Genomic DNA, 17,035 nt, shown 5'->3' with positions numbered 1-17,035 from the left:
TGGAATAAATGTGAAACCCATCACTGTATAAAAAGTTTTTAGCGAAAAAACATTCAGTTGCGTAACAGTGCCAGATTCCCTCACAAAATAATGAGCATCATCTCTGCGAAACCACGAAGTGACAGAATAATACGCTAAAAACTTAATATTAGCAGCCCAAAAAAAGAACAAAAAATAGACTTTCTTTCTTAACTACCAGTTTAAATATCTTTTTGCGTTATTTAGATATATCTAAATTGACTAATTAGATATATCTAAATATAGTAAAACCAGAAAACAAATTCGATATATCTAAAGTTACAAACTAAGGAGTAACTATATGCTAATTAAATCTTGTCGTCATGTATATTATGCACGCCATGATGAAAATCAACATGGCCATCGCGGTGGATGTTGCCACAATGAAGGCCGTCATAGTCACGAACATTGCAACCACGGAGATGACTATTATGGTGATGACCGCCATGGGCACGGTGAACACTGCCACGGTGAAGGCCGTCATGGTCGTGGACACGGTGAACGCTGCCACGGCGAAGGCCGTCATGGACATGGACATGGTGAACGCTGCCACGGCGAAGACCGTCATGGTCGTGGACATGGTGAACGCTGCCACGGCGAAGGCCGTCATGGTCGTGGACATGGTGATGACCGCCAAAGAGGTCGTGGAAGAGGTAAAGGCCTACGTCGTTTATTCGACCATGGCGACCTTCATATTATGGTACTTTCGTTAGTCGCTAAAAAACCAAGCTATGGCTACGAAATTATCAAGGATATTCAAGAAGCCTCAAATGGCTTGTATGTGCCAAGCCCGGGTGTTATTTATCCCACTCTAACCCTGTTAGAAGAACAAGGCTTCTTGGAGTCTCAGATTGTTGAACGTAATCGAAAAAGTTTTACGATTACGCCGGAAGGCTCTGATCATTTAGCTCAAAATAAAGAAATTGAAGCGGTTATTGCTCGCAAACTGGCTAAAGCACGTGATATGCAACAAGGCAGTAATTTAGCAGAAGACATTGAAATGGCAGTCAGTCGTTTTAAAGCTTTATTACGTCACAAAATGGTTTTAAAACAACTAAACGAAGAGCAGACGCGCCAAATTGCCTCCATCATCAATGATGCAGTAAAACAAATTGAAGAAGTGAATACATTATTAACTAATAGCGATGAAGATTAATGTAGCTGTCTGGCATTAAACCACCTCATTTCTTTTTTATCCGGCCAACCTTATGCTTTAACAGAGCGCAATGTTGGCTTTTTTATTTGAGCTCCACTCGCAAACGCACTAGAACAGTGCAAAATAGTCATTTCATGCACTAATATAGTGCAATACGACCAATGCAGCATGATGAAAATCCCTCGTCCTCACGTAACAATCAGTATTTGCTATAATTAAAAAGTTGGCACGCTTTTCGCTTATCTATTTATAGAGCGCGTACTAACCACTTTTATATGACTAGCACGCCAGACAAACAACAAACACACCCTCAAAAATAGCTTGTGATTTGTTGATTAGACCCGACCAGGAGAGCCGAGATGTCCGCTGAACATGTTTTATCGTTAATTAAAGAGCACAATGTTAGATTTATTGATCTGCGTTTTACCGACACTAAAGGTAAAGAGCAACACATCACTATCCCTGCTCACCAAGTTGACGAAGACTTCTTTGAAGAAGGCCAGATGTTTGATGGTTCATCTATTGGTGGCTGGAAAGGCATCAATGAGTCAGACATGGTATTAATGCCTGACGCGTCTACCGCGATGTTAGACCCGTTCTTTGCCGATATCACATTGATTATACGCTGCGATATTTTAGAGCCGGGCACAATGCAAGGTTATGACAGAGACCCACGTTCAATTTCAAAACGCGCAGAAGATTTCCTGCGCTCCAGCGGGATTGCTGATATCGTTCTCTTTGGACCAGAGCCTGAATTTTTCGTTTTTGATGACATTCGTTTTGGCAACAACATGCACGGTAGCTACTACCATATCGATGATATCGAAGCTGCATGGAATACAGGAACCAAATACGAAGGTGGCAATAAAGGCCATCGCCCTGCAGTAAAAGGCGGTTACTTCCCCGTTCCACCGGTTGATTCATCACAAGACTTGCGTTCAGCCATGTGTACCACAATGGAAGAGATGGGCTTAGTTGTTGAAGCTCACCACCATGAAGTAGCGACCGCAGGCCAAAACGAAGTGGCTACCCGCTTTAATACCATGACCAAAAAAGCGGATGAAACTCAGATTTATAAATATGTCGTTCACAATGTTGCCCATGCATACGGCAAAACAGCGACCTTTATGCCAAAACCTTTAGTGGGTGATAATGGTTCTGGTATGCACTGCCATATGTCTTTATCTAAAGGTGGTGTGAACCTGTTCGCAGGTGACAAATACGGCGGTTTATCAGAAATGGCGCTGTACTACATCGGCGGTATTATTAAGCATGCACGTGCGCTGAACGCATTTACTAACCCAACCACTAACTCATACAAACGTTTAGTTCCGGGCTTTGAAGCGCCAGTCATGTTGGCATACTCTGCACGTAACCGCTCTGCTTCGATTCGTATTCCAGTGGTTGCGAGTACAAAAGCACGCCGTATTGAAGTTCGCTTCCCAGACCCTGCAGCTAACCCATATTTAGCGTTTGCAGCCCAGTTAATGGCGGGTCTTGATGGTATCATCAATAAAATCCACCCTGGCGATGCGATGGACAAAAACTTATACGACTTACCACCTGAAGAAGCCAAAGAAATCCCAACAGTTTCAGGTTCTTTAGATGAAGCGTTAGCCGAATTAGATAAAGACCGTGAATTCTTAACCCGTGGTGGTGTATTCACTAATGATGCTATCGATGCCTATATCGAATTAACCCGTGCCGACATACAACGTGTTCGTATGGCACCACACCCTCTCGAATTTGAAATGTACTACAGTGTGTAACACGCCGTTCCACTGTTAGTCTTTGTTGCCGTGAAGCACTTGCCCCATCTTTCGATGGGGCCTTTTATCTCTAAGGTACTTACGCAACAAAAATCAAATATCGGTTGTTTGGTCTATCAGGTATAATGCACCAAAATAGTGCAGGAGCAATATTACATGAAAACCGAACACTTGCCAGCACCGGAACATATTCTCGACTCTCTCATTAATAGCGTGCTAATTTTGGATTACGACTTGGTTATCCATTACGCCAACCATGCTGCACTCCAGATCTTAACCCAAAGCCAGCGCAAGCTATATGGTACGCCTCTCCCCCTGTTATTCAGCTATTGTTCACTCAATGATGAACTGATGCTCAATAGCCTAAAAGAAGGCCATAGCTTTACCGAAAATGAAGTCACTTTAGTGTTTAACAACCATTCTCATGTGATGTCGTGCAGCGCCCAGCCTTTTTCAGAACAATTTATTTTAGTTGAGCTTTCACAATTAGATAGCCAGCGACGTTTGAGCCAAGAACTCGCACAAAATGCCCAGCAGCTCGCTGCCCGTGAACTGATCCGTGGGCTTGCTCACGAGATTAAAAACCCACTCGGGGGTTTGCGAGGCGCTGCGCAACTGCTCTCTAAAGCGCTGCCTGACCCACAATTAAATGAATATACTCAAGTGATTATCGAACAGGCCGACCGCCTGCGAGCACTGGTTGATAGGCTACTTGGGCCACAATACCCGGGGCCGAAAACGCAACAAAGTATTCATCATATTATGGAAAACGTAACGCGGTTAGTGTCATTAGAAAAACCCGATAATGTAACACTAACTCGTGATTATGACCCAAGTTTGCCTGAATTAGAGTATTACCCGGACCAAATCGAGCAAGTGCTTCTAAATATCACCCGAAACGCCTTACAAGCCCTCGCCGAAACGGGAGGTTATATCACTTTGCGTACACGAACAGCTTTTCAAGTCACATTGCAAGGTGAACGTTATAGATTAGCTGCACGTATTGATATTGAAGATAACGGTCCCGGTATTCCATTGGCAATTCAGGATACGTTGTTCTATCCCATGGTCAGCGGACGACCTGATGGCACAGGGCTTGGCCTGTCGATTGCTCGCAGTTTAGTTGACCAACACGCAGGAAAAATCGAATTTACCAGTTGGCCGGGCCACACTGAGTTTTCCATTTATCTACCAATTAAGAAATAGGAGATAACCATGACGCAGGGAAAAATTTGGGTGGTTGATGATGATAGCTCCATCCGTTGGGTACTTGAACGCGCATTAAATAATGCTAATTTTGCTTGTACCTGCTTTGATAGTGCGAATGCAGTGCTCAGCGCATTAGAAAACTCACTCCCTGATGTGTTGTTATCAGATATCCGTATGCCAGGTAAAAATGGTATTGAGCTACTAAATACAATTAAACAATCGCACCCCCTTTTACCGATTATTATCATGACCGCACACTCTGACCTTGATGCTGCCGTGAATGCCTACCAATCAGGTGCTTTTGATTACTTGCCAAAACCTTTCGATATTGATGAAACCGTTGCCTTGGTCGAACGCGCTTTAAATCATAGTCGTGAACAAAACCATGCAGGCCGTGAAGCTAAACCAGCCACCCCCGTTGTTTCTTCGACGATGATCGGTGAAGCACCAGCAATGCAAGAGGTCTATCGCATTATTGGCCGTTTATCACGTTCATCAATTAGTGTGCTTATTAATGGTGAATCAGGCACTGGGAAAGAGCTGGTTGCCCACGCGTTACATCAGCACAGCCCTCGCGCCGATGCCCCTTTTATTGCATTAAATATGGCCGCCATCCCCAAAGACTTAATTGAATCTGAGCTATTTGGTCACGAAAAAGGCGCTTTCACCGGCGCGAGCCAAGTACGTCAAGGCCGATTCGAACAAGCTAACCATGGCTCTTTATTTTTAGATGAAATAGGCGATATGCCCCTTGATGTCCAAACTCGCTTGTTACGTGTTCTGGCGGAAGGCCAATTCTACCGTATTGGCGGTTATACCCCAGTCAATGTGGATGTGCGGATTATTGCAGCAACCCACCAAGACCTCGAAAAGCGGGTTAAAGAAGGTTTATTTCGCGAAGACTTATTTCATCGGTTAAATGTCATTCGAGTGCAATTACCGCCATTACGTGAACGCATTGAGGATATCCCGCGTCTCGCCGATTATTTTTTACAAAATACGGCAAAAGAACTCGGTGTCGAGGCTAAGGTTCTCCACCCCGACAGCGAAAAAATTCTTCAGCGCTATTATTGGTCAGGTAATGTTCGCCAATTGGAGAATGTCTGCCGTTGGCTAACCGTGATGGCGGCAAGCCAAGAAATTTTACCGCAAGATTTGCCCGATGATTTGCTTGAAGAACATCCACAACAAAATGCCGTAATAAAATCATCGCAAACCGATGCCGTGCCAACACAATCATTGTCATCGCACAATCCGAGTTCTGCCGCTCAGTGGTTTGAATTACTTGAAGAGTGGACCGATAACGCATTAATAGAGGGCAAAGAAGACCTCTTTGCACAGGCCATTCCCTTACTCGAACGTACAATGTTAAAGTGCGCGTTGAAATACACCAATGGACACAAACAAGAAGCCGCCCGTTTATTAGGCTGGGGGAGAAATACCCTAACCCGTAAATTAAAAGAGCTAGGAATTGAATAACTTCAAATGTTCACTATCATATTAAGATAATGTACGAAGTAATTTATTACTTCATACTTATCTTAATATTAAATAATTCGACCTTGATATTCAGGAATTAATTATTGATTTTACTATTCCAACACCAATTAACACAATGAATAATAAACAAAATAAAAAAAAGATATTGCAAGCAGAAAGCTTATTATCACCTGAACAGAATTTCAATTTATACAAGTAGCATTAATACAAAAATAACGTCGTTTATAGGAAATTTATAACAATGAACACTGTAGCTTAAACGTATCTATAAATAAGAAACTTCTTATGTAGCCTTAGCATAATTAATTAAAATTAAGGCTACTCAATTGAATTTAATCGAAGATATTCAAAGGGTAATTTAATGTTTTCTGAAAACCGAGATTAATCACCCTGCAATTTTCATTCATATCCTGAATGGTAATAACCTTTATTTATTCAAAAAATGAAATAAGTAGCACTTTTAGACCTACGAAATTCGATAGTTATACTATTATTTCGTTTTACGATAGTACAAATAAAACATTCTTCAAATGTGGTCTGATGTGCCAGGGCCTTATAAACCCAAATAATCACCATATGAGAGACAAATTAAATTTATCTCCCACATTATAATTATTCTTAGTTTTATATCGTTATTTCACTTTAGTAAAAAACTCATCTAAAAATATATTTACCTTAAGATAAAATAGAACTTCAATTGCTCTCCCATACGGTGTTAACTTAATTAAAAAAATTAAATACTTCAAAATTTAATTATATTTTACCAAATTTTACAAAACTTGTTTGTTTTAAAAAATAGTTTCAAAATACTCTCCAATTGAGTAATTGGTAATTCCACCTACTCAATGAAAAATAAATAATTATCTTTTGGAGAAAAACAAATGAAAAAAAACTTACTTGCATCATTAATTGCTGCAACCTCAATCTTTGCTGTTAATAATGCATTAGCTGCAGATGGTACTATCGACTTTACCGGTGAAATCATTGACCAAGCATGTGAATTAGCTGCGGGCTCTGACGCATTAAAAGTAAACTTAGGCCAAGTATCTAAAAAGGCATTACCAACTGCAGGAAGTACTGCTGCTGCAACTAAATTTACTATTAAATTAATTAACTGCCCAGCTACAGTGACAACGGCTTCAGTTAAATTCGATGCTGACTCTTATATTGGTGACGATGAAGTTATTAAATTAAAAGAAGAAACCGGAGTTGCAACAGGTGTAGGCATTCAAATTACTGACGATACTAATAAAGTCGTTCCACTATTTACCGCATCTAAAGCATACCCATTGAAAGAAAATGTAGAAAATAATTTAGATTTCAGAGCGCGTTATATTGCCAAAACTGACTCTGTAACACCGGGTCCAGCGAACGGTACGGCAACTTTCACAATCAATTATAACTAAGTAACAAATAAGGTTTAAATGGAATTGAACCTTATCTAATAACATTCAATGGTGGTATTATGAGATCTATTATCTATATTTTTATTTCTTTATTTCTGCTAATAAATACTGCAAATGCAGGCGTTATTATTGGTGGAACTCGTGTTATTTATAATGAGGGAAACAAAGATGTTAGTATCAGTGTAGAAAACCCAGATAAGATCCCTTATTTAATTCAATCCTGGATAGATAATATAGATGAAAAAAAACAGTCAGATTTCACTATAACACCACCATTATTTAGGCTTAATGCTGAAAAAACAAATGCACTTAGAATATTTTTAACCGAAAATAAACTACCGAATGATAGAGAATCATTATTCTGGCTAAATATAAAAACGATCCCAGCAACAGAAAGAACAGAAAATTCATTACAAATTGCCTTTAAAACACAGATGAAACTCATTTATCGTCCTAAAGCTTTAAAGGATGTCAATTTTATTGAAGAGCAAAAAAAATTAGTATGGTCTAAATCTGGGAATAAAATTACAGTTAATAACCCAACACCTTATTTTATGAATTTTCAGAGCATCAGCTTTAACGGAACAAAAGCTAATGATGTTTCTTATGCTGCACCTTTCTCAAACGCAACTTTCGAGATTAATAACTCAAATACCAATGGAACAATTAAATGGGAAGTTATTAATGATTATGGCGCCGCGCCAGAAGCACTCGAAACGAAAATATAAAACTATAAAATAAGTTGGGCTTTATCATGAAAATAAATAAAATATCTCTGGGCCTACTATTATATTTAGGCTATACCGCATCGTTATATGCTGAAGAAAAAACAGAAAACAATGTCTACTTTGATCCCGATTTCTTAGAATTGCCGAATAAAGACTCAGTTGATTTATCACAATTTGAGAATAACGAACAATTAGCTGGTGACTACTATGTTGATATTTATGTCAATACTAATTTAATTGGTGCTAAAAATCTTAAATTCGAAAAAAATAGCCAGAACCAATTAATTCCGTGTTTATCACTTGCTGACATTAAAGAATTTGGTATTAAAACAGCGGAATACCCTGAATTGCAAACAGCAGGAAGTCACTGTGTCAATCTTGCCGCGATCCCTGATGCCACCAGTAACTTTGAGTTTGATTCTCAACGTTTATATTTAAGTATTCCTCAAATCGCATTAGACAGAAACCCAAGGGGTTACGTTGACCTAGCTAATATTGATAATGGGATCAATGCACTGTTATTAAATTATAGCTATAACGGGTCGAAAAATTATGATCGTAAAAAAAATGGCTCAGATAATACATCCCATTATGTGAATTTAAGACCCGGTTTAAATATTGGAGCTTGGCGGTTACGGAATTACACCACATGGTCAAGCAATACTGACCAATCTGGTAAATGGGACACCATTTATACCTATGCATCACGTGGCATAAATAGTATCAAAAGTCAGTTAACCTTGGGGGATAGTGTCTCACCTTCGATGGTTTTTGATAGCGTGCCATTTCGCGGAGCTCAGCTTGCGACAGATGATGATATGTCCCCTGAAAGTTTGCGCGGCTATGCACCCGTTGTACGCGGGATAGCGCGTAGCAATGCACAAGTAACGATCCGCCAAAATGGCTACATTATCTACCAAACTGAAGTGGCAGCGGGCCCTTTTGAAATCACAGACTTATACCCAACAGGGGGAAGTGGAGATTTACATGTCACCATCAAAGAATCCAATGGGAGCGAGCAATATCAAATCGTTCCTTTTGCTTCATTACCCGTATTACAGCGTGAGGGGTATTTTTCTTATAGCGTAACAGGCGGGGAATACCGCGCTTATGACAGTAGCATTGATAAAACTAAATTTGGCCAGTTTACCTTAATCTATGGTTTACCTTATGGTATTACCGCTTATGGTGGTAGCCAAGTCAGTGAGCACTACCAATCTTATTCTATTGGTACGGGTCAAAACCTTGGACGGTTTGGTGCATTATCTATTGATGTTACTCATGCAAATTCAACGCTAAGTAATGATGTTACGGAAAAAGGTCAGTCATACCGTTTTCGCTATAACAAAAATATCAACGACATTGGTACTAATATTGCTTTGGCAGGTTACCGTTATTCCACTAAAGGGTTCTACAGTTTAGCGGAAGTCTTTGATGGTTATAGAAATACAAACTATGCACCAGAAATTGAACGCCGCCGTAATCGCGGTGAGATCACTCTCAGTCAAAATTTAGGAGATAGCTTTGGTTCAATTTCAGTCGGTTATATCAATGAGGACTACTGGAATAGTGACCGCAAAACACAATCTGCCACCGTGGGTTACAACAATAGTTGGCAAGGCATCAGTTATAGCTTGAATTATACCTATAACAAAAATACCAATAGTTACTCCTATAGCTCCGGTAGCCGTACGAAAAGTGAAGATGATCATCAACTTGCTTTCTCTGTCAGTGTACCGTTTAGCGTGTTTGATAATACTTTCTACTACAACTTTAACAGTAACAGCAGCAGTAATGGTCCAAGCACAGGCAGTATCGGGCTTTCCGCCTCTCAGCTCAATAACCGCTTAAATTGGAGTATGCAACAAGGCTTTACCACTCGAGAACAAGGCACTAGCGGTAATATGAATGCCTCTTATAAAGGGCAATATGGTGAAGTTTCAGGTGGAACTGGCTATAGCAAAGACAACTATAACCTCTATTACGGGGTTAATGGTAGCTTAGTGGCTCACTCTGGCGGACTAGTTCTTGGCCAGCAATTAGGCGAAACCGCGGCTATTGTAGAAATCCCTGACGCGGGTGATGTTCCTATTTTAAACCAAGCTGGGGTTGTCACCAATAACCAAGGTTATGCGCTAGTACCTTATGTCACGGCTTATCGCAAAAATGTGATTGATATCGATACCTCGGGGTTGCCTGAAAATACCGAAATGGAATTAACCAGCCAAAGTGTTGCTCCAAGTCGTGGTGCACTGGTGAAAGCCAATTTTGCAGCGAATATCGGGTACCGTGCCATCATGATATTAAGTTTTGCTGATGGTAAACCTGTGCCTTTCGGTGCTCAGGCCATATTTAAAGATAATCCACAGCTAAATAATATAGTAGGCAATGATGGCGAAATTTATTTATCTGGCTTAGCTGAAAACGGCAGTTTTATTATTCAATACAACGATAAACAGCAATGCCAAGTAAATTATAACTTAGCGGGTATATCGAATTATATGGGGTTATATAAAACAGCAGCGGTTTGCCGATAATTGGGAGTCTATCATGAAAATAACACTATATAAATTACCCTTATTATTTGGATGCTTATTTTTTAATTCATATGCATCTTATGCTGAATGTCTTAAAGGCACCTACACTGCTCATCATAATATTCCTGATAAAACAATTTATGTACAATATGATAATTTGCATGCCAACAATTATGTATTAGCAAGTCATAGTATTAGAGCATTCACCGCTGATTATATTTTTGCCATGCCATATGAAAATGATTGTGGTGGATATTTAGATACCTACTATGTAAATGGTTGGTCAGCCAATTCAAGTAAAATTGCACCAACCAATATTCCTGGCGTGGGTGTCAGAATCAAATTTACCAACAATGTCTTACCTGGTTATATCCCAACAAGATCAGTGACAATAGATAAGTCATATACGCTTACAAGTACTAATGGGTATAATAACTGGGAAGTTGAAATATTAAAAACAGGAACAATTGCCACTTCGGGTGTGATTAGAAGTGGGCATATTGCAAATCTTACACAATATAACACTAAGGTTGGTACGCGATTTTTAGGCGCTACACTTGGTTTTGGAAGTAATTATCGTATTTCTGTTGTGAGTTGCTCATTAAAGAATAATCAGTCTACATATAATATTAATATGAAAGATTGGTATGATACGCAATTTCCCAATATAGGCTCAACCAGCACACCGGTTGATATTCCAATTACATTAACTTGTGCAGTTGGCACCAATATTAAAGCGACAGTGACAAGTTCTAAATATGAAGATACCGCAACCGGAAAATTAGGGCTAACAGGAGCTAATAGTGCTACTGGTGTCGCAATACAATTATTGGATAAAAATAATAATCCAATCAAGCTGAATACTAAGAACAGCCTGCAAAATAATGTCCCAGCTGGTGATTACATGTTTAATTGGAAGGCACGCTATATAAAAACAGCAGATAATATTACGTCAGGTACAGCAAATGCGTCTGCAACTGTCAATATCCGCTATGAGTAGGAATAAAAAATGAAAATAATATCTAAAAATTTACTTTTACTTAGTAGCTTAATATTCAATGGGAATTCATTCGCTGCTAGCACTGTCACGTTGAATTTCACCGGTAATATTAGAGCGGCAACTTGTAATATTACTGGTGGTAATAATATTGATATTGACCTGAAAAGTATTTCAGCTGATGTATTTCGCAATGCGAGCTCTGGTTCTAACTGGAATACATTTAATATCAGCCTAAATAATTGTTCATCTTTTATTAACCAAGTAAAACTGACGTTTACAGGGACGGCGGATACCGCGGATGTAGCAAGTTTATACAAAAATCAAGGCACAGCTAAAAACCTAGCCGTACAACTACAAAATGGTAATGGAACAACTGCATTAGGTAACCAAAAAGTATTACAAGTTCCGACAAATGGGCAAGCGAATATTAATATTCCATTACGTACACGTGCCTTTAGCTCATTAGGTAATGCCACACCAGGAACCATTTCCGCCAATATTACGGCAACAATTACCTATTTATAAAAGAGAGAATAATATGAGACAGTTAATCCTATTACTATCGCTAATGAGTAGCTCTTTAACCGCTTTTGGGCTAACAGCAAATATTAAAGTACATGGTGTCGTTATTGCTGCTCCTTGTGAAGTCGAAAAAAATAATTATTTAATTGATTTGAAAAAAATTAATATTTGGAATATCAAAGATACTCAGAAATCTCCGTGGGTTAATTTTTCCGTGAAGCTAAAAAATTGCCCTGTCGGTACCACTATAGCTGTAATGAAAATATCTGGCACTCCGGATGCAACAGTCACGGAACATTTTATTAATAATGGTACGGCGAAAAATGTGGCATTAAATTTAGCCAATACTACCAATAAAACAACAATAAAAAATGGTGATACGATTACTGCGAATGTTAATACACAAACACGAAATGTTGAAATTCCTCTGTCTGCAAGAGTTTCAGGATATGGAAATGGTATGGTTGCAGGCTCATTTAAAAGCCATTTAGAATTTACATTTACTTATCAATAGTTAAATTTATTTCTATTATATTAGTTTTAATAGGAGAAAGCAGTATGCCTAATTACTATCCTATATCAAGAATAATTGGCAATAAAATTACCTATTACCGAAAAATGAAAGGCATGACATTAGAGAGTTTATCTAAAATAATAGGCGTTAGTGAACAACAACAATCACGCTATGAGCGTGGTATTAATCGAATTAATATTGATAGGCTTTATCATTACTCTAAGATATTTGAAATTGATATTATAGCTTTTTTTATTTTCAATTCTAGGGAGATCAATGAGATTGAGCATGCAAAAGAAAAATATTTAAATAAAAAAGTAAATTTTAAGGATGTTTTATGACTAAAAAGAAAATATTACTGATAATAATAGGTTCAGTTTTTGCTTATTCTGCGTATACACAAGCGGCCTGTATTCAAAACCCGAACTTACGAAATGTTGTGGTTAATGTACCTACGAAAACCTATTCATTACAATATGACGATACAGGAGCACGAGACCTCGATACTATTCGAGTCAATTTTAAAGGCTCACAAGTCAATACATTTTCAGGCCCAAAAAGTAATGGCCAATGCGGTGATGCCTATTTACATGCTGATTATGTGAATGGTTGGGTACCAAACGGTAATAAAATTGCAGCCAGTAATATACCGGGCATCAGCATTCAAGTAAAAGCAACGGAAATTGGTTTCTTGAACACACGTTATGGACCACCAACATTAGCTAACCCAGCTGCTTGGGGTATTCCTAACCCATATTGGACTATTACTATCAAAAAAACAGGACAAGTCACACAGGGCGGAAATTTAAAGGCAGGGCATGTGGGAAGACTAACACAGCGTAACCCTGCACCACATAACAGTACGTGGAATTTAACATCGTTGAATATTCCAGCAGGTGCAATCAAAATTAATGTATTAAAGTGTTCGACAAAAGCGAATAGTTATACGGTTAATTTGGGAACTTGGTACGATACTCAATTTAAAGCAATTGGTACGACTAGCAATAGTGTCAATATACCCATTACATTAAGCTGTGCTGCAGGCACTAATCTAAAAGTGACAGTGACAAGTAGTGCTGGGTATGTTGATACTAATACAGGGAAAATTAAACTGTCAGGACAAGGGCAAGCGACCGGAATCGCCATTCAATTATTAGATAGAAACAGCAACCCAATAAAGCTTAATTCAAAGTTTACTTTGCAAAATAATGTTGCAGGTGGCGACTATATTTTTAATTGGAAAGCTCGATATATTAAAACTGCTAATAATATAACTGCAGGAGCCGCAAATTCAACAGCGTCAGTTAATATAAGATATGAATAAATAACACTCAACATCAATCATAAAAAGAGGTTAATTTACCTACAATTTGATTTTTATTGCTAACATCGAAAAATATCATCGAACAATTGATAAATAGCAAATTTACTATTTAATAAAAATGGTTAATATAGATATATAATCTTTACATAGTGTCTAGTTAGCAATAAAAAATATAATTTTAGGAGTCTATATGTCTTATTCAACATCTCACCTAATTGGTAAAAAAATACTTTTTTATCGAAAAACGAATGGGCTTTCAATTAATGAACTATCAGAGGTTATTGGCATCAGCCCACAACAGCAATCACGATATGAAAGAGGTATAAATAGAATAACGTTAGATAGACTGTTCCAGTATGCAACATATTTTGAGATTGATATTCAATCATTTTTTCAATCTATTGATATTTAATAAATTAAGTAATAATACATAACACTAGAAAAACAAATTACATTAATAATATTTAATTATATTCACATTACAATATTAAATAAGTTAGAGAGAACATTATGAAACGAAAAATATCTAAATCTGTCGGTTTAAAAATAAGGTCATTAAGAGAAAGTCACGGAATGAGTGGTAAAGAATTAAGCATGTTATTAGGTATTAGCCAACAACATCAATCACGCTATGAAAATGGTGAGGTTAATATTCATGTCGATACCATTTACCAATTGGCACAAATATTTAATGTTTCACCAACCTATTTCTTTACTACAGCCGTCACAGAGATTAATAGTACAGAGCTCCCTATTAGCAAAAAGAATTATTTCTCGGCTGAAGCTCTGGTATTTTAACTTCTAAATATGAGCATTATATTATGCTAGTAAATTAAATCTCGGTGCTATTTCTATTTATAGTATAGCACCGACTTATTGTTCTTTTTTAGATTCATCCACCAACCAATTATGAAATATCGCCATCGCCGGTGTCATAGCTCTCGATTTTAAACGACTTAGCCAATATCCCCCCAGAGTTACGGATATATCAAAAGGTTGAACTAACACCCCTGCACTTAATTCATGGTTGAACATGCAACTTGGCACCAACGCTACACCGTCGGTTAATAGCGCAGCTTCAATCATCAAACGCGATGAATCAAATACAGGCCCTTTGACACGCCATGGTTCCACTTCTGCGGCTAAAAACCATTTCTCCCATTCATCTTTACGATATGAACGCATTAACTGGTGGGATTTTAAATCTAACGGATGTTTCAGCTGATTTGCAACTTTCTCTGAACAAAGCACAGTATGCGCAGTTGAAAACAGTGGTGTATTTTCTACTAGTGGCCATAATCCTTCACCAAAACGAATAGCAAAATCAACGCCTTCAGCAGCTAAATTTACTACATTGTTATGGGTCATAATGCGTAAATCAATATAAGGATATCGTTCAGAGAATTGCGTTAGCCTTGGTAATAACCAACCCACCGCAAATGTACCGACCACTGAAATACTTAAAGCTTCTCTATAATGGCCATCCTCAAATTGCAGTAATAGTGACTCTATTTGGTCAAAAGAGCGGCTCAATACGGGCAGCAACGCAAAGCCTTCTTCGGTTAATGCCAACCCTCGAGGTAAGCGAATAAACAGTTCAAGTCCCAGTTGCTCCTCTAACAGCCTAACTTGTTGACTGACAGCGGCCTGAGTGACATTCAATTCTATTCCGGCTCGTGTAAAGCTTAAATGCCGTGCGGAAGCTTCAAATGCCCTAAGTGCATTGAGGGGTAGCCGATGACGATAATTTTCTGCCATAAGATTTTCTTTTACCTCATCGAATTTTATATCGTTTTGAATAATGCTTGAAAGCATGCATACTATTTTTCAACCACGGACTACCCGCTGAAAACCGTATATTAAAGCACTTTACACTTGCTATGAAGTGCTTTCCTGTTCCTGTCAGCAATAACTTAAACTTGTACTTATTGGAATAACTCTATGAAAAATCTTTTTCGTCAGGGGCGAATTTTTGTCGCTCTCAGTGTGGCATTAACGACACTATCCACCCATGCATTCACACAAAAAGATGTCGATAATATAATTAAACCTCTAATGGAACAAAAGCAGATCCCCGGAATGTCTGTAGCCATTTCTGTTGATGGAAAACACTATATTTATCACTATGGTGTGCAGTCTAAGCAAAGTTCAGTCCCTGTCAGTGATGAGACTTTATTTGAGATTGGCTCTTTATCTAAAACCTTTACTGCTACACTCGCAGCCTATGCACAAAACCAAGGAAAACTCGATTTTTCGCAAAAGGTAAGCCACTATCTTCCTGAATTAAAAGGGTCTGCTTTCGACCAAGTGACAGTAATGAACTTGGCTACACACACTTCGGGTTTATCGTTATTTGTGCCTGATAGTATTACGAATTCAGCGGAATTAATCCGTTATTACCAGCAGTGGAAACCGACCAAAGCCATTGGGCAATATCGCTCTTATTCAAATCTTGGTGTGGGATTACTCGGTATCGTTACAGCAAAACAACTCAAAATGCCATTTGAACAAGCGATGGAAAAATTGATGTTGCCTGCACTTGGATTAAAACATACTTATATTCATGTGCCTAAAAACCAACAGAAAAATTATGCCCAAGGTTATAATAAGAACGATCAACCCGTTCGTGTGACACCACAAATTTTAGATGCTGAATCTTATGGTTTAAAATCTAATGCTAAAGATCTAATTCGCTTCTTAGATATTAATATACAAACGAAGAAAGTCGCTAAACCGTGGCAGGAAGCCGTAGAGAACACACATACGGGGTTCTACATGACCGATTCATTTATGCAAGATATGATGTGGGAAAGCTATTCATGGCCAGTATCTCTTGCTCAATTACAGCAAGGTAACCGAGATGAAATGGCGCTCACACCGCAAAAAGTTGAAGCTATCCATCCTGTAATGCCACCTGAAACTCAGGCTTTTTACAATAAAACAGGTTCAACCAATGGTTTTGCAGCCTATGCGGCATTTATTCCTGAAGACCGAATCGCGGTGGTGATTTTGTCCAACAAATGGTATCCAATCCCTGACCGCATTACCGCGACTTATCAATTAATTGAAAAAATTAATGAATAGATTTCTGACTAAGATTAGATGCTCTAAATAGTTCGTTCTGTCACTAGGCGTCGAAATGAAGACAGCGCGGGGAGCATACACTAAGTATGTGACCCATGTGGCTGAATGAAGACAACAACGTGGCAGCACGAAATATGACAAAGATTAGATGCTCTAAATAGTTCGTTCTGTCGCTAGGCGTCGAAATGAAGACAGCGCGGGGAGCATACACGAAGTATGTGACCCGTGTGGCTGAATGAAGACAACAACGTGGCAGCACGAAATATGA

16 protein-coding genes are annotated in these 17,035 nt (G+C 38.5%); 15 read left to right on the top strand and 1 reads right to left on the bottom strand.

Features of this window, described 5'->3' with window-relative positions:
- Window positions 1–319: 319 nt before the first annotated feature.
- The 14 genes from FVA69_RS21330 to FVA69_RS01175 all read left to right on the top strand — a co-directional run bounded on the left by FVA69_RS21330 (window position 320) and on the right by FVA69_RS01175 (window position 14,481).
- Complete coding sequence (locus tag FVA69_RS21330) at window positions 320–1,174, top strand: PadR family transcriptional regulator (RefSeq protein ID WP_227024231.1); 855 nt, start codon at window positions 320–322, stop codon at window positions 1,172–1,174.
- Between the two features lie 359 nt (window positions 1,175–1,533).
- On the top strand, window positions 1,534–2,943 hold the full coding sequence (gene glnA, locus FVA69_RS01235) for a glutamate--ammonia ligase (RefSeq protein ID WP_004266097.1): 1,410 nt from the start codon (window positions 1,534–1,536) through the stop codon (window positions 2,941–2,943).
- A 156-nt stretch (window positions 2,944–3,099) separates the two neighbouring features.
- A complete protein-coding gene (gene glnL / locus FVA69_RS01230) occupies window positions 3,100–4,149 on the top strand; it encodes a nitrogen regulation protein NR(II) (RefSeq protein ID WP_004266098.1) in 1,050 nt (349 codons plus the stop codon).
- Between the two features lie 9 nt (window positions 4,150–4,158).
- Window positions 4,159–5,631, top strand: a complete 1,473-nt coding sequence (gene glnG, locus FVA69_RS01225) for a nitrogen regulation protein NR(I) (RefSeq protein WP_164528277.1) — start codon at window positions 4,159–4,161, stop codon at window positions 5,629–5,631.
- 902 nt (window positions 5,632–6,533) lie between these two features.
- Complete coding sequence (locus tag FVA69_RS01220; RefSeq protein WP_109912401.1) at window positions 6,534–7,058, top strand: fimbrial protein; 525 nt, start codon at window positions 6,534–6,536, stop codon at window positions 7,056–7,058.
- Between the two features lie 59 nt (window positions 7,059–7,117).
- Complete coding sequence (locus tag FVA69_RS01215) at window positions 7,118–7,786, top strand: fimbrial biogenesis chaperone (protein ID WP_004266101.1); 669 nt, start codon at window positions 7,118–7,120, stop codon at window positions 7,784–7,786.
- Between the two features lie 26 nt (window positions 7,787–7,812).
- Window positions 7,813–10,323: a fimbria/pilus outer membrane usher protein gene (locus FVA69_RS01210; RefSeq protein ID WP_164528276.1), complete on the top strand. Its 2,511-nt coding sequence runs from the start codon at window positions 7,813–7,815 to the stop codon at window positions 10,321–10,323.
- A gap of 13 nt (window positions 10,324–10,336) precedes the next feature.
- Complete coding sequence (locus tag FVA69_RS01205) at window positions 10,337–11,323, top strand: fimbrial protein (RefSeq protein ID WP_164528275.1); 987 nt, start codon at window positions 10,337–10,339, stop codon at window positions 11,321–11,323.
- A 9-nt stretch (window positions 11,324–11,332) separates the two neighbouring features.
- Window positions 11,333–11,848: a fimbrial protein gene (locus FVA69_RS01200; protein WP_164528274.1), complete on the top strand. Its 516-nt coding sequence runs from the start codon at window positions 11,333–11,335 to the stop codon at window positions 11,846–11,848.
- 13 nt (window positions 11,849–11,861) lie between these two features.
- Window positions 11,862–12,359 carry a fimbrial protein gene (locus FVA69_RS01195; protein ID WP_164528273.1) on the top strand — a complete coding sequence of 166 codons (498 nt, stop codon included), beginning with the start codon at window positions 11,862–11,864 and terminating at the stop codon, window positions 12,357–12,359.
- Window positions 12,360–12,403: 44 nt separating this feature from the next.
- Entirely contained in the window at window positions 12,404–12,700 is a 297-nt protein-coding gene (locus FVA69_RS01190; protein ID WP_164528272.1) for a helix-turn-helix domain-containing protein, read from the top strand.
- Window positions 12,697–13,683, top strand: coding sequence for a fimbrial protein (locus FVA69_RS01185; RefSeq protein ID WP_109912397.1), 987 nt, complete (start codon window positions 12,697–12,699; stop codon window positions 13,681–13,683). Before FVA69_RS01190 ends, FVA69_RS01185 begins: the two co-directional genes overlap by 4 nt.
- 190 nt (window positions 13,684–13,873) lie before the next feature.
- Entirely contained in the window at window positions 13,874–14,095 is a 222-nt protein-coding gene (locus tag FVA69_RS01180) for a helix-turn-helix domain-containing protein (RefSeq protein ID WP_004266109.1), read from the top strand.
- A 98-nt stretch (window positions 14,096–14,193) separates the two neighbouring features.
- Window positions 14,194–14,481, top strand: a complete 288-nt coding sequence (locus FVA69_RS01175; protein WP_042851462.1) for a helix-turn-helix domain-containing protein — start codon at window positions 14,194–14,196, stop codon at window positions 14,479–14,481.
- 75 nt (window positions 14,482–14,556) lie between these two features.
- Here the strand turns inward: FVA69_RS01175 and FVA69_RS01170 are convergent, their stop codons facing one another.
- The gene (locus FVA69_RS01170; protein WP_164528271.1) at window positions 14,557–15,441 is read right to left on the bottom strand and encodes a LysR family transcriptional regulator; all 885 of its coding nucleotides are present in this window, start codon (window positions 15,439–15,441) and stop codon (window positions 14,557–14,559) included.
- Window positions 15,442–15,624: 183 nt separating this feature from the next.
- On the opposite strand from FVA69_RS01170, the gene ampC reads away from it, so the two are divergent.
- Window positions 15,625–16,767 (top strand): class C beta-lactamase, encoded by a 1,143-nt coding sequence (gene ampC, locus FVA69_RS01165; protein WP_117162936.1) that lies wholly within the window; start codon window positions 15,625–15,627, stop codon window positions 16,765–16,767.
- Window positions 16,768–17,035 lie beyond the last annotated feature (268 nt).

Origin of the sequence: Providencia sp. PROV004 (assembly GCF_011045615.1) — a bacterium.
In the GTDB taxonomy this organism is placed as follows: domain Bacteria; phylum Pseudomonadota; class Gammaproteobacteria; order Enterobacterales; family Enterobacteriaceae; genus Providencia; species Providencia rettgeri.
The sequence above is the reverse complement of the archived record's forward strand: the minus strand, read 5'-3'. Positions and strand labels throughout refer to the sequence as shown.

Excerpts from the sequence above, each read along its gene's own strand:
- ampC (WP_117162936.1), top strand. The coding sequence starts at position 15,625 with ATGAAAAATCTTTTTCGTCAGGGGCGAATTTTTGTCGCTCTCAGTGTG.
- FVA69_RS01180 (WP_004266109.1), top strand. The coding sequence starts at position 13,874 with ATGTCTTATTCAACATCTCACCTAATTGGTAAAAAAATACTTTTTTAT.
- FVA69_RS01220 (WP_109912401.1), top strand. The coding sequence starts at position 6,534 with ATGAAAAAAAACTTACTTGCATCATTAATTGCTGCAACCTCAATCTTT.
- glnA (WP_004266097.1), top strand. The coding sequence starts at position 1,534 with ATGTCCGCTGAACATGTTTTATCGTTAATTAAAGAGCACAATGTTAGA.
- glnL (WP_004266098.1), top strand. The coding sequence starts at position 3,100 with ATGAAAACCGAACACTTGCCAGCACCGGAACATATTCTCGACTCTCTC.
- FVA69_RS01215 (WP_004266101.1), top strand. The coding sequence starts at position 7,118 with ATGAGATCTATTATCTATATTTTTATTTCTTTATTTCTGCTAATAAAT.
- FVA69_RS01210 (WP_164528276.1), top strand. The coding sequence starts at position 7,813 with ATGAAAATAAATAAAATATCTCTGGGCCTACTATTATATTTAGGCTAT.
- FVA69_RS01185 (WP_109912397.1), top strand. The coding sequence starts at position 12,697 with ATGACTAAAAAGAAAATATTACTGATAATAATAGGTTCAGTTTTTGCT.
- FVA69_RS01195 (WP_164528273.1), top strand. The coding sequence starts at position 11,862 with ATGAGACAGTTAATCCTATTACTATCGCTAATGAGTAGCTCTTTAACC.
- FVA69_RS21330 (WP_227024231.1), top strand. The coding sequence starts at position 320 with ATGCTAATTAAATCTTGTCGTCATGTATATTATGCACGCCATGATGAA.
- FVA69_RS01175 (WP_042851462.1), top strand. The coding sequence starts at position 14,194 with ATGAAACGAAAAATATCTAAATCTGTCGGTTTAAAAATAAGGTCATTA.
- FVA69_RS01190 (WP_164528272.1), top strand. The coding sequence starts at position 12,404 with ATGCCTAATTACTATCCTATATCAAGAATAATTGGCAATAAAATTACC.
- glnG (WP_164528277.1), top strand. The coding sequence starts at position 4,159 with ATGACGCAGGGAAAAATTTGGGTGGTTGATGATGATAGCTCCATCCGT.
- FVA69_RS01170 (WP_164528271.1), bottom strand. The coding sequence starts at position 15,441 with ATGGCAGAAAATTATCGTCATCGGCTACCCCTCAATGCACTTAGGGCA.
- FVA69_RS01200 (WP_164528274.1), top strand. The coding sequence starts at position 11,333 with ATGAAAATAATATCTAAAAATTTACTTTTACTTAGTAGCTTAATATTC.
- FVA69_RS01205 (WP_164528275.1), top strand. The coding sequence starts at position 10,337 with ATGAAAATAACACTATATAAATTACCCTTATTATTTGGATGCTTATTT.